The 22,157-nt window shown below is 34.8% G+C and carries 26 protein-coding genes and 2 pseudogenes; 25 read left to right on the top strand and 3 right to left on the bottom strand.

All coding sequences use genetic code 11. From position 1 onward, the window contains the following. Positions 1-34: 34 nt before the first annotated feature. A complete protein-coding gene (locus tag PGC35_RS10465) occupies positions 35-730 on the bottom strand; it encodes a CPBP family intramembrane glutamic endopeptidase (RefSeq protein ID WP_375219113.1) in 696 nt (231 codons plus the stop codon). A gap of 90 nt (positions 731-820) precedes the next feature. Between PGC35_RS10465 and PGC35_RS10460 the strand changes: the two genes are divergently transcribed. The 6 genes and pseudogenes from PGC35_RS10460 to PGC35_RS10435 all read left to right on the top strand — a co-directional run bounded on the left by PGC35_RS10460 (position 821) and on the right by PGC35_RS10435 (position 4,932). Beyond that, complete coding sequence (locus PGC35_RS10460) at positions 821-1,555, top strand: MerR family transcriptional regulator (protein ID WP_375219112.1); 735 nt, start codon at positions 821-823, stop codon at positions 1,553-1,555. A 53-nt stretch (positions 1,556-1,608) separates the two neighbouring features. Beyond that, on the top strand, positions 1,609-2,115 hold the full coding sequence (locus PGC35_RS10455; RefSeq protein WP_375219111.1) for a GNAT family N-acetyltransferase: 507 nt from the start codon (positions 1,609-1,611) through the stop codon (positions 2,113-2,115). Positions 2,116-2,130: 15 nt separating this feature from the next. Continuing rightward, positions 2,131-2,433 (top strand): annotated as a pseudogene (locus PGC35_RS10450) (hypothetical protein); the annotation flags it as partial. A gap of 207 nt (positions 2,434-2,640) precedes the next feature. Next, positions 2,641-3,072: a hypothetical protein gene (locus PGC35_RS10445; protein WP_375219110.1), complete on the top strand. Its 432-nt coding sequence runs from the start codon at positions 2,641-2,643 to the stop codon at positions 3,070-3,072. Between the two features lie 44 nt (positions 3,073-3,116). Beyond that, positions 3,117-3,893 (top strand): hypothetical protein, encoded by a 777-nt coding sequence (locus PGC35_RS10440; RefSeq protein WP_275787753.1) that lies wholly within the window; start codon positions 3,117-3,119, stop codon positions 3,891-3,893. Between the two features lie 73 nt (positions 3,894-3,966). Next, a complete protein-coding gene (locus tag PGC35_RS10435) occupies positions 3,967-4,932 on the top strand; it encodes a hypothetical protein (protein ID WP_375219109.1) in 966 nt (321 codons plus the stop codon). A 391-nt stretch (positions 4,933-5,323) separates the two neighbouring features. Here PGC35_RS10435 and PGC35_RS10430 read toward each other — a convergent pair whose 3' ends face one another. Beyond that, on the bottom strand, positions 5,324-5,722 hold the full coding sequence (locus PGC35_RS10430; RefSeq protein WP_375219108.1) for a VOC family protein: 399 nt from the start codon (positions 5,720-5,722) through the stop codon (positions 5,324-5,326). Positions 5,723-5,908: 186 nt separating this feature from the next. Between PGC35_RS10430 and PGC35_RS10425 the strand changes: the two genes are divergently transcribed. The 7 genes and pseudogenes from PGC35_RS10425 (at position 5,909) to PGC35_RS10395 (ending at position 12,095) form a co-directional block, all read left to right on the top strand. After that, the gene (locus PGC35_RS10425; RefSeq protein ID WP_375219107.1) at positions 5,909-6,949 is read left to right on the top strand and encodes an ATP synthase beta subunit C-terminal domain-containing protein; all 1,041 of its coding nucleotides are present in this window, start codon (positions 5,909-5,911) and stop codon (positions 6,947-6,949) included. A gap of 359 nt (positions 6,950-7,308) precedes the next feature. Beyond that, entirely contained in the window at positions 7,309-7,788 is a 480-nt protein-coding gene (locus PGC35_RS10420; protein ID WP_056830730.1) for a DUF2243 domain-containing protein, read from the top strand. 16 nt (positions 7,789-7,804) lie between these two features. Beyond that, positions 7,805-8,584, top strand: a pseudogene (locus PGC35_RS10415) (cytochrome c oxidase assembly protein); the annotation flags it as partial. Between the two features lie 211 nt (positions 8,585-8,795). Beyond that, positions 8,796-9,284: a YndM family protein gene (locus PGC35_RS10410; protein ID WP_375219106.1), complete on the top strand. Its 489-nt coding sequence runs from the start codon at positions 8,796-8,798 to the stop codon at positions 9,282-9,284. Between the two features lie 58 nt (positions 9,285-9,342). After that, positions 9,343-9,510, top strand: a complete 168-nt coding sequence (locus PGC35_RS10405; RefSeq protein WP_172794360.1) for a hypothetical protein — start codon at positions 9,343-9,345, stop codon at positions 9,508-9,510. A 118-nt stretch (positions 9,511-9,628) separates the two neighbouring features. Beyond that, entirely contained in the window at positions 9,629-11,080 is a 1,452-nt protein-coding gene (locus PGC35_RS10400; RefSeq protein ID WP_375219105.1) for a magnesium transporter CorA family protein, read from the top strand. A gap of 112 nt (positions 11,081-11,192) precedes the next feature. Then, positions 11,193-12,095, top strand: a complete 903-nt coding sequence (locus PGC35_RS10395; protein ID WP_375219104.1) for a DMT family transporter — start codon at positions 11,193-11,195, stop codon at positions 12,093-12,095. Positions 12,096-12,180: 85 nt separating this feature from the next. Here the strand turns inward: PGC35_RS10395 and PGC35_RS10390 are convergent, their stop codons facing one another. Further along, positions 12,181-13,158 (bottom strand): ABC transporter substrate-binding protein, encoded by a 978-nt coding sequence (locus PGC35_RS10390; RefSeq protein WP_275787932.1) that lies wholly within the window; start codon positions 13,156-13,158, stop codon positions 12,181-12,183. Positions 13,159-13,355: 197 nt separating this feature from the next. Here PGC35_RS10390 and PGC35_RS10385 point away from each other — a divergent pair, with 197 nt between their 5' ends. The 12 genes from PGC35_RS10385 to PGC35_RS10330 all read left to right on the top strand — a co-directional run bounded on the left by PGC35_RS10385 (position 13,356) and on the right by PGC35_RS10330 (position 22,042). Then, positions 13,356-14,360, top strand: a complete 1,005-nt coding sequence (locus tag PGC35_RS10385) for a FecCD family ABC transporter permease (protein ID WP_375219103.1) — start codon at positions 13,356-13,358, stop codon at positions 14,358-14,360. Then, positions 14,357-15,412 carry a FecCD family ABC transporter permease gene (locus tag PGC35_RS10380; protein WP_053591468.1) on the top strand — a complete coding sequence of 352 codons (1,056 nt, stop codon included), beginning with the start codon at positions 14,357-14,359 and terminating at the stop codon, positions 15,410-15,412. The genes PGC35_RS10385 and PGC35_RS10380 overlap by 4 nt, the downstream gene beginning before the upstream one ends. A gap of 30 nt (positions 15,413-15,442) precedes the next feature. Then, positions 15,443-16,255: an ABC transporter ATP-binding protein gene (locus PGC35_RS10375; protein WP_053591469.1), complete on the top strand. Its 813-nt coding sequence runs from the start codon at positions 15,443-15,445 to the stop codon at positions 16,253-16,255. Further along, entirely contained in the window at positions 16,256-16,981 is a 726-nt protein-coding gene (locus tag PGC35_RS10370) for an IucA/IucC family C-terminal-domain containing protein (RefSeq protein WP_375219102.1), read from the top strand. 406 nt (positions 16,982-17,387) lie between these two features. Beyond that, positions 17,388-18,335 carry an NAD-dependent epimerase/dehydratase family protein gene (locus tag PGC35_RS10365; protein WP_375219101.1) on the top strand — a complete coding sequence of 316 codons (948 nt, stop codon included), beginning with the start codon at positions 17,388-17,390 and terminating at the stop codon, positions 18,333-18,335. A 22-nt stretch (positions 18,336-18,357) separates the two neighbouring features. Further along, entirely contained in the window at positions 18,358-18,534 is a 177-nt protein-coding gene (locus PGC35_RS10360; protein WP_375219100.1) for a hypothetical protein, read from the top strand. Between the two features lie 3 nt (positions 18,535-18,537). Beyond that, positions 18,538-19,059: a tubby C-terminal domain-like protein gene (locus PGC35_RS10355; RefSeq protein ID WP_375219099.1), complete on the top strand. Its 522-nt coding sequence runs from the start codon at positions 18,538-18,540 to the stop codon at positions 19,057-19,059. Between the two features lie 27 nt (positions 19,060-19,086). Beyond that, positions 19,087-19,962, top strand: coding sequence for a DMT family transporter (locus PGC35_RS10350; protein ID WP_375219098.1), 876 nt, complete (start codon positions 19,087-19,089; stop codon positions 19,960-19,962). Positions 19,963-19,964: 2 nt separating this feature from the next. After that, a complete protein-coding gene (locus PGC35_RS10345; RefSeq protein WP_375219097.1) occupies positions 19,965-20,492 on the top strand; it encodes a GNAT family N-acetyltransferase in 528 nt (175 codons plus the stop codon). A gap of 138 nt (positions 20,493-20,630) precedes the next feature. Then, positions 20,631-21,065 (top strand): MarR family winged helix-turn-helix transcriptional regulator, encoded by a 435-nt coding sequence (locus PGC35_RS10340; protein WP_375219096.1) that lies wholly within the window; start codon positions 20,631-20,633, stop codon positions 21,063-21,065. 22 nt (positions 21,066-21,087) lie between these two features. Continuing rightward, positions 21,088-21,558 carry a glutathione peroxidase gene (locus PGC35_RS10335; protein WP_375219095.1) on the top strand — a complete coding sequence of 157 codons (471 nt, stop codon included), beginning with the start codon at positions 21,088-21,090 and terminating at the stop codon, positions 21,556-21,558. Between the two features lie 124 nt (positions 21,559-21,682). Further along, complete coding sequence (locus PGC35_RS10330) at positions 21,683-22,042, top strand: hypothetical protein (RefSeq protein WP_375219094.1); 360 nt, start codon at positions 21,683-21,685, stop codon at positions 22,040-22,042. Positions 22,043-22,157 lie beyond the last annotated feature (115 nt).

Here is a 22,157-nt window from a genome sequence, read left to right as displayed (position 1 = left end):
AAAGCTCCTCATCACTTAAGATGAGGAGCTTTTGTTATCCTATGATGGTTAGTAATACTGCAATGCCATTGAAAATACCATGTATAATCATCCCGGGGTAAATAGATCCTGATTTTTCATATGTCCAAGAAAAGATAACGCCTGATAGAAAATTGATTGGCAAAGTATTATACGTAGGGATATGTACAAGCATGAAAATAAAGGAACTAAGTAAAATTCCAATCGGTACCCCCCATTTCAAGCGAAACCATTTATAAAGAAACCCACGATAGAAAATTTCTTCATATACAGGCGAGATAATTGCTGCTGATACAAACCCGATTAATACTGTCCAGAAGTTCACATTAGACTGTAGGCTTTCTGTCTTCGAAGTTCCCGATGTCCAACCAATCATTTCCATTAAAATAACAACCACGACACTAGTGACAACCAAAACAAACGTCCAAAATACAAGCGATTTCCAATATGATTTAGAGAAGGGGGTTAAGCCGACAGCACGCCATGTTAAATTATTTAACTTCAATGCGATAAAAAAAGTTCCTGTAGTAAATACAATTGCCATAATAAATCCAGTTAAAGTGCCAGCATATAATTCGTTAGTAAATAGATTTAAAAACGCATCATGCACCAAATGTTCAATAATGATTGGTACAAATACAAATGTAAGGAGAAGTAATAGTATAAGTTCTTTCCAAGACCAGCCCATTGATTTTAATGTAAATTCATTCATTTTATCGTTCCTCCCATAAATAAATATGTTACTTTAAGAGTAAATGGTGACGTAACGTTACCTACAAGGTTTTTTTATGGGGGAATGAACATGAAAATTTTTTCAACGGGGGAAGTAGCGAAAAAACTAAATATATCCGTTCGAACTATTCGCTATTATGATGAAATCGGTCTTTTAAAGCCTACATATATAAATGAGAGTGGTAAACGCCATTATTCTGATAATGAAGTATTAATCCTTGAAAAGATAACATTATTAAAATCAGCTTCCTTATCGTTAAAGGATATTCAGCTAATTATTGATCAGATATCAATTAATCAGATTTTAAAATTGCATCAGGAACGACTAAAAACTGAAATACAACAGTTGCAAAAATCGTTAGATCATACAAATTCTTTGCTAAATGTCGTGAAACTAGAAGGAACGCTCAAATGGGAGGAACTACTACCTCTATTTCAAAAAGCTAAAAAGTTTAACAAGGAAGAAGTATGGCAAGAGATGTTCACTGAGGAGGAAAGGATTACCTTATTGGAAGGTCTGCCAAAGCTGGAAGATGATCCAGGGGACGTGGGGAAATGGATTAAAATTATTAAACGCATCGAGCTTTGTATTGCAGAAGGAAAGCTTCCAAACTCACCAGAAGGAAGATTGATTGCAGAAGACGTTGAATACTTATCCAAATCAACCTTTGGAAATGATGAGGAGTTAGCCAATAAATTTTGGGAGTTGCGAAAATCGGAGAGTGCATCACAAGCTTTAGGTCTATACCATATAAACGAGAACATCCTAATTTTTCTTGAGGATTCATTAAAAGGGAAAGTTTAAACCTTTGTCGAATTAGTCTGTAGAGTAAAACACATTAATATGAGGTGATAGAAATGATAAATCAAATGGTAATGGAACAACTTTTTTCCACGGAAGAGCATATGGAAGAACTATCAGAGCTACTCGTTCAAGTAGTAGAAGATGGAGCTTCAGTAGGGTTTTTACCGCCACTACAGCTTCCCGATGCTATGGACTATTGGGAGGATGTTCTAAGCCCTAATGTCATTTTGCTTGTGGCGAAAAGGAACAATCGAATTGTCGGAAGCGTGCAGTTACATTTATGTGAAAAGCCTAATGGTGTTCATAGAGCTGAAATAGCAAAATTAATGACACATCCTCATTATAGACGTAATGGAATTGGTCGTTCCTTGATGGAAAAAGTAGAAGAGAGAGCAATTAAAGAAGGAAAGTCTTTGTTGGTTCTAGACACAAGAGAAGGAGACCCCTCCAATCTCCTCTACACTTCATTAGGCTATATTCCAGCAGGTAAGATTCCGAACTTTGCCCAATCCGAAACTGGCGAATTACAAGCGACAATCATCTACTATAAAACAATATAAAAAAGAGGAGGCGGAAACAAAAGAGTTACAGAAGAAATGATATCTTCACAAGGCTGTGCCAAGTGGACTGGATTAGGTGTGTTTCTCAATCATTACGCACAAGAATTCAAAATTTCTTCGCTTGGTTGGGGAGTAGGTTTTCAATGTATGATGGTTGCCCATTCAAATTTAGAGACGGGCGTTGTAATTATGATGAATACCGACCTAGGAGTTCATCAAACTAGTGGTATTATCGGAGAAATTATCAAATTTTTGGAGAAGGAATTAACCTTAACTTCCCAGGGATATAGAGAGTTAAAAAAGATATTGGGTAAATAGGTATAAAAATTATATATATTTGATATTTCCAGAAAAATAGAATGGTATCATGGGTAAAAGGAAACACACATCAAATTTTGATGTGTGTTTTTTTGTGTCTTATTACATGTGAAATAATGATTTCAAACAATAATAAAAATATATTTGTAAATTTAGTTATAAAATAATAGGTACATGGATAGAATATTTAGGGGCAACTAGAAAGGGGTGCTAGATATTAAGAAAATTATTGGAACTATTGTACTATTCATGGTATTACTAAGCGCCAGCACCATTTATGCAAGTGGTCTCCCACAAAACACCCTTTCTAAATGGTATGGACAAACATTTGTAAAGGAGAGTGGAAGTAAAAGAGAGTTTGTGTCATCTGATATTGATAGAACCTTCGAAGAAGTAAATATCTTTCTATTGGAAACATTAGAGAGTTTTGAATCTTCCATTGTAGGTATGATTAGTAATCAGATAAAAGAATCCAAGGCTAATATTGAGGGGTATCAACAGGACACTAAAAGTCAGTTAGACCAATCAGTTACCGAGCTAAAAGAAGTAAACCTTGAAGATTACGTAGACAACGAAAAAATTGAAGACGAAATCGATCAAGACATCGAAGAAGTACTAAAAGAGGTATTTGGTAATTAAGGACTTATTATAAAAAAATTATAAAACTTAAGGGAGATATTAAAATGATTAAAACAGTAAAAGGTAAAGTAGTCGCAGGAACAGTAGCAGTAACTTTGTTTGCAGGAGCAGGAGTAGCATTTGGAGCTTCAGATGCTGGGACAAAATTAAAAGCTTGGTATGACGGTCAATTTAATAGTGCATCTTCACAAATCGAAGCTAATGTTGCGAGTAATGTAAATGGGAGAATAAATGGCTTAGTAACTGAATATAACGGATTAAAAAAAGGAGCAACAGATAGCATTAATCAAACTAAAAATAGCGAATCAGCTGATAAAAAACAAAAAATTAGTAAAGAAGCGCAAGACCATATAGATGCAATTAAAGAAGAGCAAGAACATATTGAATCCTATCTATCTGGTCAATTTGATCAACTGAGAGGCTTTGCAAATGGATTAATCAATCAAGCGGGAACATCGGCAATAAATTACGCTAATAATGATTTAACAGTTCACACTGGAGCAAAGGGAACTGAAGCAATTGGAACATTAACAACTGATTTAGAAGGAGCAAAAGCTACTGCAGTTAATGATCTAAATGATGCGATAAATGCTGCAAAAACAGATCTTCAAAATAAATTGTCTGCTGAAACTACTCAAACTACCGATGAAATTATTGCTCTAATTGATGCGAAAATTATTGAACTTCGTGGAATTATTACAGCTAAAAGAGATGCATTAGTTGTTGTTCAACAAGGATTAATCACTGCAAAAGCTGTAGAACTTGAAGGGTTAGCGAAATCAGAATTACAAGGCATTGTAGACACAGCATTTAATAATTAATATCTCTTATAATATTCTTAATAAGGGCCTCCGTTACTAAGAGGTCCTTATTCTTCTGATTGGAGGAAAAGACATGCTAAGTAGATTAGAAAAATATAAAAGAAAACCGATTAAAAAGGCTACTATAATAGCTGGAGCTCTTTGCCTATCCATTGGCCTTGGTGGTGGTGTTAAAACAGCTTTAGCTGATCAAGACGTTCAACTATTAATAGCTAATTGGTTTTCAAAAAAACAAGACGAATCGCTAAAAGAAATTGATGCAGCTATTAATACAGAAAGAGATTTGCTTATGGGACAATTGAAAGGTCAACTTCAAGCGGAAATGAAAATTGCAGAAGAACAGCTTGCTGCTTTTACTGCTTCTGAAAAACAAATTCGCATTGCAGCGCTACAAGCGCATGCGGAGAAAATTAGAGCAAGTATGAAAGTAGACAATTCTCCTCAACAGGCAGCAATTCTAGCAAACTTGGATGCAATTATCGCTCAGGCAAAAGCACAAATGGATGGTCAAGCTGCTGAATTAAAACTCATTCCAGTACCAACACCGGTAACTCCGACTACTCCAAGTCCAGAAGTAGTTGCAGAACCAACACCGGAAACGGGAGAGAAGCCAGAACCTACTCCGGGAACTGAAAACGGTGAGCAACCACAACCACAGCCAACTCCAACAACAGAAGTTAGTCCTGTCGAAGCATCATCTTCAGAACCTGTTGTAGAGATAAAAACACAAGAGCCTGTTGTTGTAGATATTTACTCCGTAACAGATTGGTTTTTAATGCCTAATACACAAAATGTTATAGTAGAAGAATTATCAATAACTGGAGATGTTTTCTCTATAAACAGTACATTTTCTGATATAATGATGAATCCAAAAGCACATGAAGTTATGAACAGTATTTTAAGGGGTATTGAAAATCACCCTCAATTCCATCAAATTCAATACAAAACGATTGAAGAAATGTCTCGAGTATCACCTTCATTATTTAATGAAAAGGTATTATTTCTTTTAAATAAGTCATTGAGCACAATAACAATCTAATAATACGGAGCACCAGGTTCATCTACAATTTTAGATTGTGTATGAACCTGGTGCTTTTTCTTTCCGACTAGATATATAACATTTCAATTAGAATGCTTACTTAATAAAGTTAGTGGAAAGCTCCCGAAATTGCATCTTCGGGAGCTTACAATATGAATAAGACAGAATCAATTCTCTAATAATCCAAGGCTTTATTAACCTGTTTCCAAAAGTTTCTAGAGGGCGAAGGACAGACGAACGCCAAAAGATTATCGTAAAAGAAGGGAAGGTCGTGACCGCAGTCACGACCTTCCCTTCATAATCCCACGATAAAGTTGTAGCCGAGTCTGATCGTAGCAATCCAGAAACGGTTGAAAACAGGTATTACATAAAGTCACATAGCAATTTCTTTCTATTGTCCAAGATGTTCTACATTACATGCACTCAGCAGATTTCCGTCAGGATCTTTAAAACCAAACCCTCCGATGCCCTCCTCATTAATATTCAATGGTCCCACTTCAATATTTTTCTTTTCTAGAAATTTGTAAAAGTCCTTTAGTAAAGGAGTATAGAAATCGATAATACTATGCTCTATTTTTGATTGATTATTAAAAAACGAAAGAGGTTGGAAGTCCTCTGTCTCTACTAAATAAATCGTAGGAACTCCTTTTTGATGAAAAGACAACATTGCCGCCTTTTCGCCTTTAAAATCTGTAAACACACCAAGTACAGTTGTATAAAAATCAATGGAAGTCTCTAAATTACTTACCGGAATCTCTATTGTGGAAATGCGCGAAATGAAGTGAGTCATAGTTTTTAATCCTCCTTATTATTAAGAAATATTCCACATAGGAATGGCGAATTCCTGCCTCTTAATAAAAAGGTAAAAAAATTTACATTTAATCTATAGAGTAATATTTTTTACTCTCAAGAGAAAAATTATATTGCATTTAAAAGTAAAATAAATTACTATTAAAAGTAACAAGGAGGGAAAATAATGGATGAAATACGTTTGAACGTTGCCTTATTAAGAAGAAAAGTACCTAACCTAACAACCGCTGCTAAATCGATAGGAATTCGACCAGCTACTGTCTCGAATTTATGCACAGGAAAAATTGACTTAGGGAAGGCTGAGGTAAGAACGCTAGTAGGTCTTGCATCATTAGCTAACTGTACGGTAGATGAGCTTATAATAAGAGGGGAGAAGTTGAATATGATTGAAACGAAAATTAAAACTTTGGATTTCTTTGCGCCGCTCGTAAAAGAAGGCACGACTGGTTTAATTGCTAGACCAGGTATGGGGCAGGTTGTCATTTTAGCTGAATTAATGCATCGATTTAAAAAGAGCAATTATACAACTGTATTCTTATTACCGACAACAGAATACAGTGTATTAGAAGGGACCATTGAATTAGCTGACTATGTAACAAAATCGATTGAGGAGACTTTCAAAAGTCTTTCTGCAATTTCGGGGGATATCATTTTTATAACGGATAAAAGCTACATTGTATCCGGAGAACTTTTAGATTTGCAAGAAAAACTAGTGGCTGAAAGTATTAATAATATTACAACCATATTATTAGACCTTTCTGGAGAAGTAGTGGATGAGGAAATGCCTTACGGTCCTTTAGAAACGGTATGGCAACTAGATGTTGATCTCGCTACAAGACATTTGTATCCAGCGGTGCATCCGTTATATTCTACATCCTCAATAATTGAAGGAGTAGATTTAGATCAACGTCATTTTAACTTAAGACAACGTGCTCAAAAGTTATTAAGAAGATATCGAGAACTGCGTTCGATCGTAACAGTTCATGGCAAAGATAAGATTCGAGACACTGATCTAGAAACATACGAACGTGGCACACGATTAGAAGCCTATTTTACTCAACCGTTTTTTGTCGCTGAAGAAGTTACGGGCCAAGAGGGTAAAGAGGTAAACATGGAACAGACGCTAAAAGATGTTGAATATATTTTAGAGGGTAAAGCTGACAATTTTACAATTAAAGAGCTAATGTTTAAAGGTAGTTTAGAATAATTAATAAAGTGAGCGGAATTTATTTTCCGCTCACTTTATTACTGGAAAATAGAAGCTACAAACGGCTGAAAATTATCTTCAAATATGTTAGTAGAAATTTAGGGCGTTTAGTCGGTATCCTAGAGGATTTAGTTGAAAGTAGAATACTTTGTTGGGAATAGCCTATAAATAAAAAATTTCAAACGATTTTATTAGTCAACGGTGTTTTTATTAGTATTTTTCCTGGAATGTGCATCATTTTTTACTAGCTCTAAATTTTTAGTTGGAATCCCACTTTCCAGAAGAAGCCTTGTAATTAATTGGTTTAGAAATTCCTTTTCGGGGGGAAACTAACCAAAACTTTCCTTAAGGAGGACCAAATGAATACAGTGACTAAAAATACTAAGAAGCATGAAAATCGTTTATTATATGCGCAACGCAATATGTGGACAGGCATCCTATTTGGCTTTGGTTTTGTTGCTTTTATTGATGAGGCTGTTTTTCATCAGCTTCTTCATTGGCATCATTTTTATGATAAGTCGACGACGGATATTGGTTTAGTATCCGATGGTTTATTTCATGCCTTTAGTTTTTTTGCAACTATAGGATCTTCCTTCTTGCTAGCTGATCTTCACCGTCGTCATGCATTCTGGTTAAAACGATGGATAGGTGGAATATTTTTGGGAGCAGGTGCATTCCAACTTTATGATGGGATAATTCAGCATAAATGGATGGGACTACATCAAATTCGTTATGGTGTAAATATTCTTCCTTATGATTTAGTATGGAATATTTCTGCAGCAATTATGATTATTATTGGCATCTTCCTTCTTTATAGTACTCGACAAAGAGCACAATGAAAGGAGTAGAACACACATGCATACTAATCACCAAGCCTCTACTAGTGATATAGACATTTTTCAATTGGTCCTGGCTACTCCTTTTCTTCTTGCATTCATTCTTTATATAACAGCAGTAATAATATCTAATCGCAGAAAAAAACAATGGCCGGTGTATCGTATGGTTTTTTTGATACTGGGTATATTATCAGCAACGATTGCAGTCATCGGACCATTGGCTCAACAATCACATACAAATTTTTTTGCACATATGATTGGGCATCTTTTACTTGGTATGCTTGCCCCGCTTTTTATAGCAATAGCTGCACCAATGACCCTTCTATTGCGAACGCTTCCTGTACCCGTTGCAAGGAAAGTTTCTCATGTATTACGTAGTTGGCCACTACAAATCCTTCATCATCCTATCACCGCGTCCGTATTGAATGTCGGAGGTCTATGGTTGCTTTATACAACTGAGTTGTTCCTTATGATGCACCAAAACATGCTTCTATATGTGTTCATTCACTTCCATGTTTTTCTTGCTGGTTATTTATTTACTATTTCAATCATTTATATTGATCCGTCCCCAAATAGAAAAAGTTTTGTTTATCGATCCGTAATTTTATTATTTGCGTTGTCTGGTCATGCAATCCTTTCTAAGCACATCTATGCCCATCCTCCTGTTGGCGTTACGAGATTACAGTCCGAACTTGGAGGGATGATTATGTACTATGGTGGTGATGCTATAGAAGTAGGTTTGATTTGTGTTTTGTTTTTCCAGTGGTACAAACATTCCCGTTTGCGGGATCAATCTAACTTACAATCGTATAAAAAGGGAGGGTTTCACATAAAGCATAATTCAGAGAACTATACGGTCGTTGGTACAAACATAGAAGAGGTAAAAAGATTAAATGCGAATTCAGGGATGAGTTATAAAGAACTGAATGAATGGTTTGCTAAAAAAGTCAAAGGCGAAAATCAAGATAGAACAGGTCAACCAACAAAGAGTGAAGGAAAGGTGTGAAGTGATGCATATAAAATCATTTGTAATTAAATTAATTATGACTACTGCCGTTCTTTGGGTTGTTTTAGGCTTATTTTTTGGTGTTGATTTAACCGAAATATTAATAACTAGTGTAGTTTTAACTGTTGTTGGTTTTATTGGGGATGAGTTTATTTTGCCGAGGATTGGCAATGTCCTTGCGGCAATCGGTGATTTTGTTCTTGCCTTTGCGGTGATATGGTTGCTGGGTTATAACCTATATGATGAACCAATCGCATTAGGAACAGCAGCATTTATATCTGCTTTAATTCTAGGAGTTGGTGAAATGTATTTCCATCGTTATATGCAAATGAATATTTTTGAACCAGAAAAATCCAATCCAGATGAAAAAACTGGATATTATCAAAGAACTAATTTACAAACAGAATTTGCAGAAGAAGCAGATTTAGATAAAATGTCTGGAGACATTAGTGATAACAAGAAGGACGAATCAAAGCCACATAATATGTATTAAAAAAGTATAATTTCCTCCATTCAGACCAATCTAAGATGGTCAAGGAGGTGAGCATTTCATGGGAAACAATAATCGTAATAACACGGTTCGTAATAACAACCAAAATAACCAAGCTGAGTTCGCTGACGACTTCAACTTTCAAAATTTAAATAATACGAATAACAATGAGCGAAATAATAATAAAAACAAAAACAATCGTAACAAACAAAACAACAAACAAAAATAATACTCGATAAATGAATACAGTTCTTCCTAAAGGGATATTAGGAAGAACTGTGTTTTTGTTTAGCGTTTCACGGATTGAGGTATAATCTATCAAAGGAATAGATCAGGGGGTCGTTTAGATGGTGGAGAAAATAAAAATACATAATCTTACTATCTCCAAGTCATATATGACATTCTTATTTCCTTTTTCTTTTCGCGAGAAAGAACGGGCTGATTTAATGGAGAACCTAGTAGAGCACCAGTTTGACTATTTTAAATTAAAAAATATAGATTTACAGGATCTTTATTATGGGAAAGGTATTAAAATTAGTCATAAAGAATTAGATCAATTTTTTCTACCGTATATTGAAGATAAACTATTTCCTTTTTCTACTAAAGACAGAGGTTTTTTACGTTATTCCAAACAAATAAGGGACTCCTATGTTTACGAAGTAAATGGAAACAACTTAGATTTTACATTAAATAGCATCGATATTATATTGTGCCCATTTGGAATAGGATTAATAACCATTCGCACAGAGATGGATAAAAAACAAGAAAGTCTAACGAATGTTTTGGATTTTATGAATCATTTTCGTGTATTAGAGGCAAAGATTGAAGAGGAAAAAGGCGGTAAAATAATTCATCAAAGCGGAAAGTTTGATTCAACTAGTGAGCTTATTCTAGATTATTTATGCCATAATTTAAAGCCATTTATCATACGAAACAAGAAATTAGAAGGGTACTACGGAAGCTTACCTTACTTTGAAGATGAACGAATGCTTGCGTCTGCCTTTTTTATAGCAGGCGAGAACCAGACAATAACAAATGACCAATTATTTAGAATGGGACAGTTGGATGGAAAAGATTCAAAAGGGCAGGAGTTTATCTCAGCAAATAATCCAAAATATATTGAACGCTATATAGAGAAACGGTTGTATGATCGATGGGCGCCAAGTACATATATTATTACTTCTGAACACACACAGACTACTGTTTCAGTAGAAAAAAATCATGAGTTAGAAAATGAAATTTCACACTTTATGGGTATTCATTATTATAATTTATGGCTTCATTACTACTATAAAATAATGCTGTTAAAACTCTCTTTCGAACATAGCGAAGTAAGTTGGTCAAAGGATCAGGAATATGTAGAGGAATTAATAGAAATGATTTCAAAGTTCGATTCTCGCTACTATTTTAAAAATGTTTCGGTTCGAATGGAAGGTAAAGAGCTTACAAAAATATTGAAGGAGACATTTAATATAAATACTTTGTTTGAAGAAGTGAAAAATACGGTAGATGACCTTAACCAGGCACAGGAAAAACAACGGGATAAGAGACAAAACATGTTGTTATTTATGTTAACGGTTTTTACAGTGATTTCAGGAATTTATGGTATGAACTTAATTATAGAAGACTGGAAAGGGAAAACGGATTGGTCAAAAGTATCGGGGTACTCCTTTTTTGAATGGATATCACTGCTAACGGCATTAATTGGGATTTCATTATCTGTTCTTTTACTGACAACGGAAGGAATAAAAGGTATCCGTAATATATATAGGAAAAGAAAAAGAGATTCCTTTAAATAACTTTCTATCGATAAGATAGAAAGTTTATTTTATGTTTCACTTTCCGATCATTATCCATTATATTAAAGTACGAAAAGAAAAATAGGGAAGTTATGAGACGAGGTAAGTTATAATGAGTCAAGGAACTACATCGAAATCCATCGTATTACCATTGATTATTTCTATCGTTGCAATTTCCTTTGCTGCGATTTTTGTGAAATGGTCGAATGCACCAGCAACTATTTTAAGTATGTATCGCATGATTTTAGCATGCTTTTTATTATTACCAATTGTATTGATTAAAAGAAAAGAGTTTCAAAAAATAACTAGAAGAGAATGGGTATTGTTATTCATATCTGGCTTATTTTTAGCACTTCACTTTGCTCTTTGGTTTGGTTCTTTAAAGTTAACTACCGTAGCGAGTTCGACAATTATTCTTGCTCTCCAACCCATTATTGCTTTGATTGGCGGAGCGATTTTCTTTAAAGAACAAACAACTAAATCTGCCTTGATGACAATGGCAATAGCAGTTGTAGGAGCAGTTATGGTAGGGTGGGGTGATTTTGGTTTAAGTAAAAATGCGATTATTGGAGATATCCTTTCATTCCTAAGTGTCATTGCTGTGGTGGGATATCTATTAATAGGACAAAGTGTCGTCAAAAAAGTATCCCATTGGATATATAGTTTTTCTGTTTTTGCTTTTGCAGCAGTTGCGTTGATTGTGTACAATATTGCAACAAGCGTTCAGATAAGTGGTTATGATGCAAAAGAATGGGGTATTTTTGTGCTACTTGCAATAGTTCCGACCATATCACATGTGATTAACAATTGGCTAATGAATTTTGTTAGTGCAACTACTATATCGATGAGTATTTTGGGTGAGCCAGTAGGGGCGACTATTTTAGCGGCAATTATTTTAAATGAACGACTTGTAGCCATGCAAATTATGGGAGGCATACTTGTGTTGCTGGGAGTATTTTTCTTTTTGCTACAGCAAATAAAACGAAATGAAAAGGTAAAAAAACTAGACTTCTAGTAGACTAAATATAAATTGTTTAATCCTACTAAAATAAAAAGACTACAAACATCTCATTTTTCGAGTTTGTAGTCTTTTTATTTATTTATTTTTTATTAAAGATATCTTCGATTTCATCTAACATGATATTTGCCGCCAAAACACCACCGGCTGTATTCCAAATAGCATCACTTACTTCATAAACATTCCCGCTTTTTACAGCGTTTAAATTTTTCCAAAGAGGATCGTTCGTCCATTCAGCAGCGGTATCTAGTGCTGCTTGGTCACCTTGTGGTGCATATGTGAAGTAGAATAACACATCTCCATCCATTTTCGGTATAACTTCTTTTCCTACTTCTATAGCTAAATTACCAAGCTTGTTATCAGCTGTAAAAAGTTCCGATTGCTGAGCAGCACGTTTAAATCCTAATTGATCAAAAATAACTCCAGAGAACGAGTCAGTATAATAAATTCTAGATTTACCTGCCATAAAGCGTACAACAGAAATTTCTTGGTTCACTTTGTCCCCTAGACTTTGTTTTACTTCTTCTATATGAGTGTCAAATTGACTTAATACTTCGTTTCCTTTTTCTTCAAGGTTTAATGCCTTAGCGTATAATGTGAAGTTTTCTTTCCAATCGCCTCGTAATGTATCAGAGAACACAGTAGGAGCAATTGCGCTTAACTGCTCGTAAACAGCTTCTTGACGTAGTTTGTTCCCAATAATTAAATCTGGTTTTAAGGCTGCTATCTTTTCTAAATTTACCTCTTGCTCTACGCCTACAACTTCTACGTTCTTCATATCCTCACTAATGTGGTCATACCAAGGATCTCCTAACCAAGATTGAACAGCACCTACAGGTGTTACTCCTAAAGCAAGTAAGGCTTCCGTACCTTCGTTAGTAAGAATTACAACCTTTTCAGGTGTTTTTTCAATTGTAGTAGTACCCATTGCATGTTCTACTGTATAGCTTGTGTCTTCTTTGTCCTCTTTACCTGTTGTAGTAGCGTCTTCTTTCGTTTGTCCGCACGCTGTTAATAACAATAAAGAAAATATAGAAATAATAGCGAAAAACTTTTTCATATTATTCACTTAGATTGCCTCCTAAATTCAAATGTTAATGATAATCATTTTCAATACAAGCTTTATAATAGTGCTCTATTTAACTTATGTCAATAAGAAATTGAAAATGATTCTCAAACTCATTGACACTCCTTTAAACTTACAATAGACTAGGGGGTAAATAGCGTTTATAAAAGTGTCTTAGGAAGGTTACTGTTATGTTATTAAAATCAAATGGGCAAAGATTACTTGGTCTAATCATAGCCGTTTCTCTATTAGTCTTATTAATGTGTGCAAGTATCGTTTACGGATATACGGAAACTTCTTGGAAGATGATTCTAGATGCTTTTCAAAATAATAATGGTTCCAACGAACATATAGTGATTGAAACAGTGAGGTTACCTCGAGCACTTATTGCTGCTGCTGTTGGAAGTAGCTTAGCCATATCAGGGGTCTTAATGCAAACTCTTACGAAAAATCCACTTGCCTCGCCTGGGATTTTTGGTGTGAATGCTGGAGCTGGATTTGCAGTAGTTTTAGCAGTTACTTTATTTTCGGTAAGTAATCTTCAAGCATTTACTTGGATATCCTTTTTAGGAGCGGCTGTAGCAGCAATCGCTGTATATACGATTGGCGCAACAGGAAGAGAAGGGCTCACACCTATGAAATTAACTTTAGCTGGAGCCGCTATGTCAGCTATGTTTGCCTCTTTTACACAAGGATTTCTTGTTATAAATGAAGCTGCTTTTGAGCAGGTCTTATTTTGGCTAGCTGGATCAGTTGAAGGTAGAAAGATGGAAATCTTATTAAATGTTTTACCTTATTTACTGTTAGGTTGGTTCGGTTCTATTATTATAGCTTCTAAAATGAATGTTCTATCTATGGGTGAAGATGTTGCCAAAGGTTTAGGTGTAAATACTGGGTTTTTAAAAATTATAGTGGCTATTATCGTCATTTTATTAGCAGGAGGATCCGTAGCTATTGCTGGACCAATTGGCTTTATAGGAATTGTGATTCCCCATCTTACTAGATTTATCGTTGGTATTGATCATCGTTGGCTTATACCTTTTTCAGGTGTTCTAGGAGGAATTTTGTTACTTGTTGCAGATATATTAGCGAGATATATCATTATGCCTCAAGAAATTCCAGTAGGTGTAATGACTGCTATTATAGGGACTCCATTCTTCATCTACATTGCAAGAAAGGGGTTTAATGCACGATGAATCAATACAAAAGCTTTAGAGCATTAAAAGGAAAAATATCCTTTCTATTTGATAAAAAAGCTATATTCGTTTTAATAAGTTTCCTTGTAATTACGGGAGTTGTATTTATTGTCAGCACCGGTTTAGGCGATATGAGATTAAGCCCTCTAACGGTCTTGAGCGTTCTTTTTGGTGGTGGAAGCGACATGGAACAGCTTGTAGTCCAATCATTCCGATTACCTAGAATTATTGTAGCACTAATGGTAGGGATTGCTTTAGCGGTAGCTGGTGGAATCCTTCAAGGAATGATACGAAATCCTTTGGCTTCGCCGGACATTTTAGGAATAACTGGCGGAGCATCCGTGGCAGTTGTAAGTTTTTTATCCTTCTTCAGTGATACAAATAACTCTTTAACGGTAAGTATTAAATGGCTACCTCTTGCAGCGTTTGTTGGTGCAGGGGTCATCGCGCTCCTAGTATACGTTCTAGCTTGGAAAAACGGAGTATCACCTATAAGAATAGTGCTTATCGGAATAGGGATTTCGGCGCTCATGCAAGCATTAACTACATTGATGATGATTATGGGACCGATTTATAGGGCGAGCCAAGCGAATATATGGATTACTGGTAGTGTTTATGGTTCTAGCTGGAGTAATGTAGCTATATTAGTGCCGTGGACGATTATTTTTGTTACGATTGCCTTCATTATGGTAAAAAATATAAATATTTTAGAGCTTGGAGATGACATAGCTACAGGAGTAGGGGGAAGTATTCAACGACAACGTTTCTTCTTATTGTTAGTAAGCACTGCACTTGTAGGAGGTTCTGTAGCATTTGCGGGTGGTATTGGATTCGTCGGTTTAATGGCTCCTCATATGGCAAGAAGGTTAGTAGGATCTTCTTTTGGAGCACTTTTACCAGTGTCGGCATTAATCGGTGGGATATTGGTTATGTTAGCTGATTTAATCGGGAGAACAATGTTTTCTCCTTTGGAAATTCCTGCGGGTGTATTTACGGCGGGAATAGGAGCACCTTATTTTATTTATTTATTGTTTAAAACAAGGAATGCATAATAGTGATATTGAAAAAAGGAGTGTATTGAAATGAAACAAGTGATTGAAACACAAAATTTAACCCTATCGTATGGGGAGAGTATTATTATAAATGATTTAAATCTTCAAATACCAAAAGGGGAAATTACTGTTTTCATTGGTGGAAACGGGTGTGGAAAATCAACACTTCTTCGTTCAATTGCTCGATTGTTGAAGCCGAAAACCGGCGCAGTATTGCTAGAAGGTGACGCAATATCTAAAATGTCCACAAAGGATGTTGCAAAGCAAATGTCTATTCTTCCACAATCTCCAATTGCCCCTGAAGGTTTGACTGTGCTTCAATTAGTAAAACAAGGAAGATATCCTTACCAAACATGGTTAAAGCAATGGACAGAGGAAGACGAAGAAAAAGTAACAAATGCCTTAAAAGCAACAGGTATTGAAGACTTAAAAGATCGTCCGGTAGATTCTTTATCTGGAGGACAACGCCAAAGAGCGTGGATTGCTATGACTTTAGCGCAAGATACGGATATTATCCTTTTGGATGAGCCGACTACATATCTTGATATGACACATCAAATTGAGATTCTTGATTTACTTTATGAACTAAATGAAAAAGAGAAACGAACAATCGTAATGGTGCTACATGATTTAAATTTGGCATGCCGGTACGCGGATAATATAGTTGCGATTAAGGATCAGAAAATTTATGCACAAGGTAAACCAGAGCATATTATAAGCTGTCCGTTAGTAAAAAATGTGTTTGGTATGGACTGTCAGATTACAAAAGATCCTCTTTTTGGTACGCCATTATGTATTCCATTTGGTAAGGGAAGATGCATTTTAGAGGAAGTAGGACTTTAATTGAATTTAAATCTCGATAAACTCCGAACATTACGTTTGACTACAGAAAAATTGGATTCTTCTCTTTCAATTGAAACGTCAAAACTCTTGGATGAATCCTATTTAAAGAGTTATTTAGTTTCCTTACAGCATTACATTGGGGCTGCTAATATAAAGGTTGCAGCTTCTATTTTTATAAAAAGATATGCATTTTTGTCTGTTATTTATTTGTATACGATGACCACTTGTAATAAAAGATTAAATATCTCATTTGAAAATGTCTCATTAGAAACGAAAGATAGTGATGAACTTTGGCTTCCTTTTTTCTACTTTCACCATCTAGATGTGCAAAATCTCGAAGGGAATCGAGAGGATTGGCGGGAAAGCAGTATAGAGAGCCTTTTTAAAGAACACTTATCACCAATACTAAACATTCTCTCTAATGTCGCGAAAGTGTCGAAGCTTGTTTTATGGGAAAATATTGCGGTTTATATTTTCTGGCTGTATGAGACTGTTTTGCTAGAGGAAGAAATATCTCGAAATGTTGTAAAACGTGCAGAGGAAGACTTTCATTTTATCCTTTCACCTACATCAAGTAAGCTCTTTGGTGAGTATAGTGAAAATCCTTTAGCAAGATATTACAAAAAAGAGTTAGGAATTAGAGGTAGGAAAAGAATTACTTGCTGTTACTCGCATTTAACGAATAGTGGTAAGTATTGCACAACATGTCCGCATATAAAAAACTAGACACCTAAATTGTCTAGTTTTTTTCTTTTTCCTTTAAAAATCCACTCTCAGATAAAGGGGCTACAATTTCTGCGTTACCATGTCATTCGTTTATCTGAAATAATCTTACTTTGCTACGCTACCGCTTCTACAAGATCATTCCCACCTCGAAAGCATAAAACTTCGTATCATCTTCTAGATAGCTTATTCTTCCGAACCCTAATTCCAAAGTTTCTATAAACCCCTCCTCATTCTACTAGATATTCTCTTATTCTAATTAAACACCAGTTATTAGAAACAATTTTCCGATGAATGAATGTCCTTGCTATTCAATCATCTCTTTTTAGGAATCTATATTTGTTGGCAAATGTCCCATTAACAATCTTTAGTACTGCATATAGTATGGAAAAACAGAAGGAGATTAGTTATGATAGTAATCGTTTCAGGGGGTGCTGGTTTCATCGGTTCTCACCTAGTAGATAAACTTATTTCAAAAGGAATGGAGGTACACGTTCTTGATAATTTAAGCTCAGGACAAATTGGACAAGTAAATCCGCAAGCACATATGCATGTAGTTGATATTTGTAGTGAAGATGCAAAAAATATAATTAAGAATATTCGACCAGATGCAATTTTTCATTTAGCTGCTCAATCGGATGTAGGAAAATCTGTACAAAATCCTAGTTATGATGCGGATGTCAATATTATTGGAACTATTAATATGTTAGAAGCCTGCAAAAATGCAAGGGTAAAAAAATTTATTTTCGCAAGTACTTCCGCAGTATATGGAAATTTAGATAGAGGACTCTTAAACGAAGAGGATAATACTGACCCATCTTCTTATTATGGTTTATCCAAGTTGACTGCTGAGTCCTACATAAGGCTTTTTTATGAGCTTTATAGACAAAACTATACAATTTTGAGATTTGCAAATGTGTATGGACCTAGACAAATGCCAAAAGGAGAAGGCGGAGTTGTATCTGTCTTTTTCGATCGTATTAATAAAGGTGGAAAAATTAGCGTTCATGGGGATGGAAAACAAACTAGAGACTTCGTCTATGTAAAAGATGTTGTGGATGCGAATATCGCAAGTATAGAGTGTGGAGACCAAGAAACGATACAGATTAGCACCTCACAACGAACTTCTATTAATGAAATACTCTCTCTAATAAGTGACATAAACGGAGTCCAAGTACCAAAAGAATTTACATCTCCAAGAGAAGGAGATATTAAACATAGTTGTCTTTGTAATCAAAAAGCACTAGACATCTTAAAGTGGAGTCCGTTGTATACGATAGAAGAGGGATTAAGGGAGACGTATTATTTCCACAAAGCTTCCGCTATAAATGTACAAGAGGAAGAAGTAAATGAGTAGATGTGCTTAGAAGATGAGAGGATTGCCAAATGACTTAGGAGTAATTAGAGTCGGGATGGGAACCTTTAATTCCATTCAAAAAATCGTTAGCAGATATACTAAATTATCTACGTTAAAACCTCCTTTAGAATTTTGTTCTAAAGGAGGTTTTGAGTATGATAAGGTTAAAGAAATAGGAAGACATTTAAAAGGAGAATAATATATGCAAAAATATACATATAAACATCCCAATGCAATTGAAACAACAACGCGAATCCATGTATACGATGATACGGGAAAAATTACTCATTCATTTGAACGGTATTATTCTAATAGCCTAAAAAAATTCTTTGATAAAGCAATGGACTATCGTTATTTTTTATACTATAAAGTCTATGATGCGGATGAAACACTTGTTTTTACTTGTAAAAAAGTTTCCAAAAAAGGTAGAATTTATTATGAAGCGATAGACCATTTACAACAAAAGACATATATAGTAGCTTACGACAAATGGAAAGAATTAATCCCAGATCTTACGATTACTGATGGTAACATACAAATCCGAATTCAAAAAGAACTGGAGAACTGGTCTCTTTTTACACATAACGAAAAAGAAATTGCTCGATGGAAGGCAGAAATAGGAGATCAGTTTTCAATCTATTTAGAAATAGAAGATGACTCACCAATACAAAACGTTGCTTTCTTTATAGCTATTAGTCAATGTGCATTGTTTGTTGGAGGGTGACATCTTGGGAAGGGATGGTTTAATTTGATGAATGGAGCAGCAATGTTCAAAATGACTTTATCCATGGCCATATTTGGCTCTATCGGTTTTTTTACCGGAAAGACAGGCATACCAGCGGTGGAATTGGTTTTTGTCCGCTGTATTTGTGCCACTATTTTTTTAGGATTATGTTGGGTCATTTCAGGGCAACACAAAGTGGAGGTTTGGCAAAAGAGAGAAGTTTTACAAACAATCGCTTGTGGAATCTTTCTAGTGCTTAACTGGGTATTTTTATTTAAAGCCTTTGAAGAAATGTCGATTACGATTGCCATTTCAATTTATAATCTTGCTCCTATTTTTGTATTGATACTAGGAAGTTTGATTTTAAAAGAAAAGATGAGTATCGCCTCTTTATTAGCTATTATTGTATGTTTTCTTGGCAGTATATTGATTATTGGACTACAAGATTTTAGTTCATGGACAACCTTTTTAGATTCGGGTTTTGTCTGGGCGTTTTTATCGGCCTTATGTTATGCAATGACCATGCTACTTGGAAAAGGAATTGATCATTTGAGTGCTTATGCAATGACGTTTCTCCAAACAGCAATTGGTATTCTTATACTTTTACCCTTTATGGATTTTAATGTGTTTCATAGTTTAAGTGAGTCCAATTGGTTCTATATTTTAGGAACAGGATTGATACATACAGGTCTTGTTTATTATTTATTTTTTGATAGTTTACGAAAGTTATCGACTGTCGTCATATCGGCCTTGGTTTTTGTTGATCCGGTCGTTGCAATTTTACTCGATACCATTATATTAGATTTTCGTCCATCCATTTTACAAACCATGGGGATACTCCTCATTTTCGTAGGAATTATCTATACTATAATTAAACCAAAAACAACTTCGATAGGAGGATGAGTATGCTATTTCAAAAAGGTCAATTAATCGTTCGTGAATTAGATTTTAAAGATAGACATAAATTAGCAGAGTGGCTTTCTAATCCTGTTGTTCTTGAGTTTTACGAAGGTAGGGACAATCCATTTGACGTAGAGAAGGTTATACAAGTATTTTTTCATCCAGAAGATGAAGTTGGTTGTATGGTTGAGTGGGAAGAGGAAGCAGTGGGTTATATTCAATTTTATCCATTAGATGATGAAACAAAAGAAGTGTACGGGTATACACAGGAGGATATCTATGGAATGGATCAATTCATAGGAGAAAACAAGCATTGGAATAAAGGGATTGGACAAAATTTGGTTCGTGCTATGGTTTCCTATTTATTTGAACAGAAACAAGCAGAAATCATTGTAATGGATCCGCAAACTTGGAATAAAAGGGCGATTCACTGTTATGAAAAGTGCGGCTTTAAAAAGATAAAATTATTACCTAAGCGTGAATTACATGAAGGGGAATATAAAGATTGTTGGCTGATGGAGTATAAGCCTTAAATGGAGTGTATGGAAGTTTTCTAAGTGAAAACTTTCATGCACTTTTTTATTGCTTTTTATTTTACTTTTTGTACGGTTTTTTATAGAATGATAATATATCGTGTACGATGTATTATTATTTGTGTATAGGTGGTTTATATGGCTAAATCTTCAAAACTGGATCAGCAATTATGCTTTGAGGTGTACAAAGCTTCAAGTAATTTTTCTAAATTATATGCTCGAACTTTGGAGCCTTTTCAATTAACGTTTACACAGTATCTAGTGTTGTTGGCGCTATGGGAGGAAGATTATTTACTAACAAAGGATATCGGTAATCGATTAGGACTGGGAATAGGGACATTAAATCCTATAGTTAATCGAATGATTGATAGTGGATGGTTACACAAGATACAATCTGATAAAGATAAGCGAGCATTTATTATTTCTTTGACAGAAAAAGCGAAAAGAGAAGAGAAGCCGATAGAAATGGCGATTATGGACAAAATAATAAGTTGTAATTTCTTAGATATTAACGCGCAAACACTCATGACTAACCTGAAAAGTTTAAATGCTTTCTTGACACAGATAGAATAAAAAAATTGCAGGAGTGATAATATTGAGTATTTATGATATTAAAGTAAAAACTTCAGATGGTATTGAATACGAGTTAAATGATTATAAAGGAAAGCCGATGCTAATTGTTAATACTGCCACAAAATGTGGTCTTAGCAATCAGTTTGATGGATTGGAAAAGCTATACAATCAATACAAAGATCAAGGCCTGGTGGTGCTTGGATTCCCATCCAATCAATTTCATCAAGAGGTAACCAATTCAGAGGAAGCTGCCCAAGCTTGTCGTATGACCTATGGTGTAACATTTCCAATGCATGAAATTGTAAAAGTAAATGGAAAGGAAGCACATCCTTTATTTAAATACTTAACCACAAACAGTAAGGGATTCCTATCAAACAGTATTAAATGGAATTTTACTAAATTTCTTGTCGATAAAGAGGGCAATTTAGTGGAAAGGTATTCCCCAACTGATAACCCAGAATCATTTGAAAAAGATATCATACACGTTTTATAAAAACAATGAGAGGATGACTTGAATCTATATAATGATTCAAGTCATTTTTTGATAGGAACAATGATGTTTAAGTACCTCAGAAAAAAGGAATAATGATGGAAAGGGTTTATGAGGAGGAGAAAAAATGGGGAAACTTACATCAAATGATCAAATATTATTGGCTTATTATGTTTATAATTTTATAGAAGAAAATAAAGAAGAAGCGTTGAAGGAATTAAATGACACTGTTCCAGACAGCTTTCCAGACTTTGATAAAATAATAGCGGAACTACTTGAAGAAGGATGGATGAGTAACGAGAATGAGGAACTAGGGATTACAAATGAAGGAATTCTTCACATTGATGGTATTTTACATATCCAATCATACGCGACAGAGAGAAATAAACTAGCCTATGTAAAGGATAGTCTTCTAATAAACGAAATAGAATTATCTCCACCAGCACTGAAAGAGTATATTCATAAGCATATAGGTATTGAGAAATAAAATAGTGGTCGTCCTCCTAAAAGGGCGACCATTTTTTATTTCTTCTAGTTGTTTTATCTGAAAGAAGTGCATAAATTCAGTTGTGCGAGATGAAAATATTCGCAAGAAAGAGAGG

This window comes from Psychrobacillus sp. PGGUH221 (assembly GCF_042055255.1).
Lineage (GTDB): Bacteria > Bacillota > Bacilli > Bacillales_A > Planococcaceae > Psychrobacillus.
This window is presented reverse-complemented; position numbering and strand designations above follow the sequence as displayed.

Coding starts and splice junctions, on each gene's coding strand:
- PGC35_RS10465 (WP_375219113.1), bottom strand. CDS start 730: ATGAATGAATTTACATTAAAATCAATGGGCTGGTCTTGGAAAGAACTT.
- PGC35_RS10460 (WP_375219112.1), top strand. CDS start 821: ATGAAAATTTTTTCAACGGGGGAAGTAGCGAAAAAACTAAATATATCC.
- PGC35_RS10455 (WP_375219111.1), top strand. CDS start 1,609: ATGATAAATCAAATGGTAATGGAACAACTTTTTTCCACGGAAGAGCAT.
- PGC35_RS10440 (WP_275787753.1), top strand. CDS start 3,117: ATGATTAAAACAGTAAAAGGTAAAGTAGTCGCAGGAACAGTAGCAGTA.
- PGC35_RS10435 (WP_375219109.1), top strand. CDS start 3,967: ATGCTAAGTAGATTAGAAAAATATAAAAGAAAACCGATTAAAAAGGCT.
- PGC35_RS10430 (WP_375219108.1), bottom strand. CDS start 5,722: ATGACTCACTTCATTTCGCGCATTTCCACAATAGAGATTCCGGTAAGT.
- PGC35_RS10425 (WP_375219107.1), top strand. CDS start 5,909: ATGGATGAAATACGTTTGAACGTTGCCTTATTAAGAAGAAAAGTACCT.
- PGC35_RS10420 (WP_056830730.1), top strand. CDS start 7,309: ATGAATACAGTGACTAAAAATACTAAGAAGCATGAAAATCGTTTATTA.
- PGC35_RS10410 (WP_375219106.1), top strand. CDS start 8,796: ATGCATATAAAATCATTTGTAATTAAATTAATTATGACTACTGCCGTT.
- PGC35_RS10405 (WP_172794360.1), top strand. CDS start 9,343: ATGGGAAACAATAATCGTAATAACACGGTTCGTAATAACAACCAAAAT.
- PGC35_RS10400 (WP_375219105.1), top strand. CDS start 9,629: ATGGTGGAGAAAATAAAAATACATAATCTTACTATCTCCAAGTCATAT.
- PGC35_RS10395 (WP_375219104.1), top strand. CDS start 11,193: ATGAGTCAAGGAACTACATCGAAATCCATCGTATTACCATTGATTATT.
- PGC35_RS10390 (WP_275787932.1), bottom strand. CDS start 13,158: ATGAAAAAGTTTTTCGCTATTATTTCTATATTTTCTTTATTGTTATTA.
- PGC35_RS10385 (WP_375219103.1), top strand. CDS start 13,356: ATGTTATTAAAATCAAATGGGCAAAGATTACTTGGTCTAATCATAGCC.
- PGC35_RS10380 (WP_053591468.1), top strand. CDS start 14,357: ATGAATCAATACAAAAGCTTTAGAGCATTAAAAGGAAAAATATCCTTT.
- PGC35_RS10375 (WP_053591469.1), top strand. CDS start 15,443: ATGAAACAAGTGATTGAAACACAAAATTTAACCCTATCGTATGGGGAG.
- PGC35_RS10365 (WP_375219101.1), top strand. CDS start 17,388: ATGATAGTAATCGTTTCAGGGGGTGCTGGTTTCATCGGTTCTCACCTA.
- PGC35_RS10355 (WP_375219099.1), top strand. CDS start 18,538: ATGCAAAAATATACATATAAACATCCCAATGCAATTGAAACAACAACG.
- PGC35_RS10350 (WP_375219098.1), top strand. CDS start 19,087: ATGAATGGAGCAGCAATGTTCAAAATGACTTTATCCATGGCCATATTT.
- PGC35_RS10345 (WP_375219097.1), top strand. CDS start 19,965: ATGCTATTTCAAAAAGGTCAATTAATCGTTCGTGAATTAGATTTTAAA.
- PGC35_RS10340 (WP_375219096.1), top strand. CDS start 20,631: ATGGCTAAATCTTCAAAACTGGATCAGCAATTATGCTTTGAGGTGTAC.
- PGC35_RS10330 (WP_375219094.1), top strand. CDS start 21,683: ATGGGGAAACTTACATCAAATGATCAAATATTATTGGCTTATTATGTT.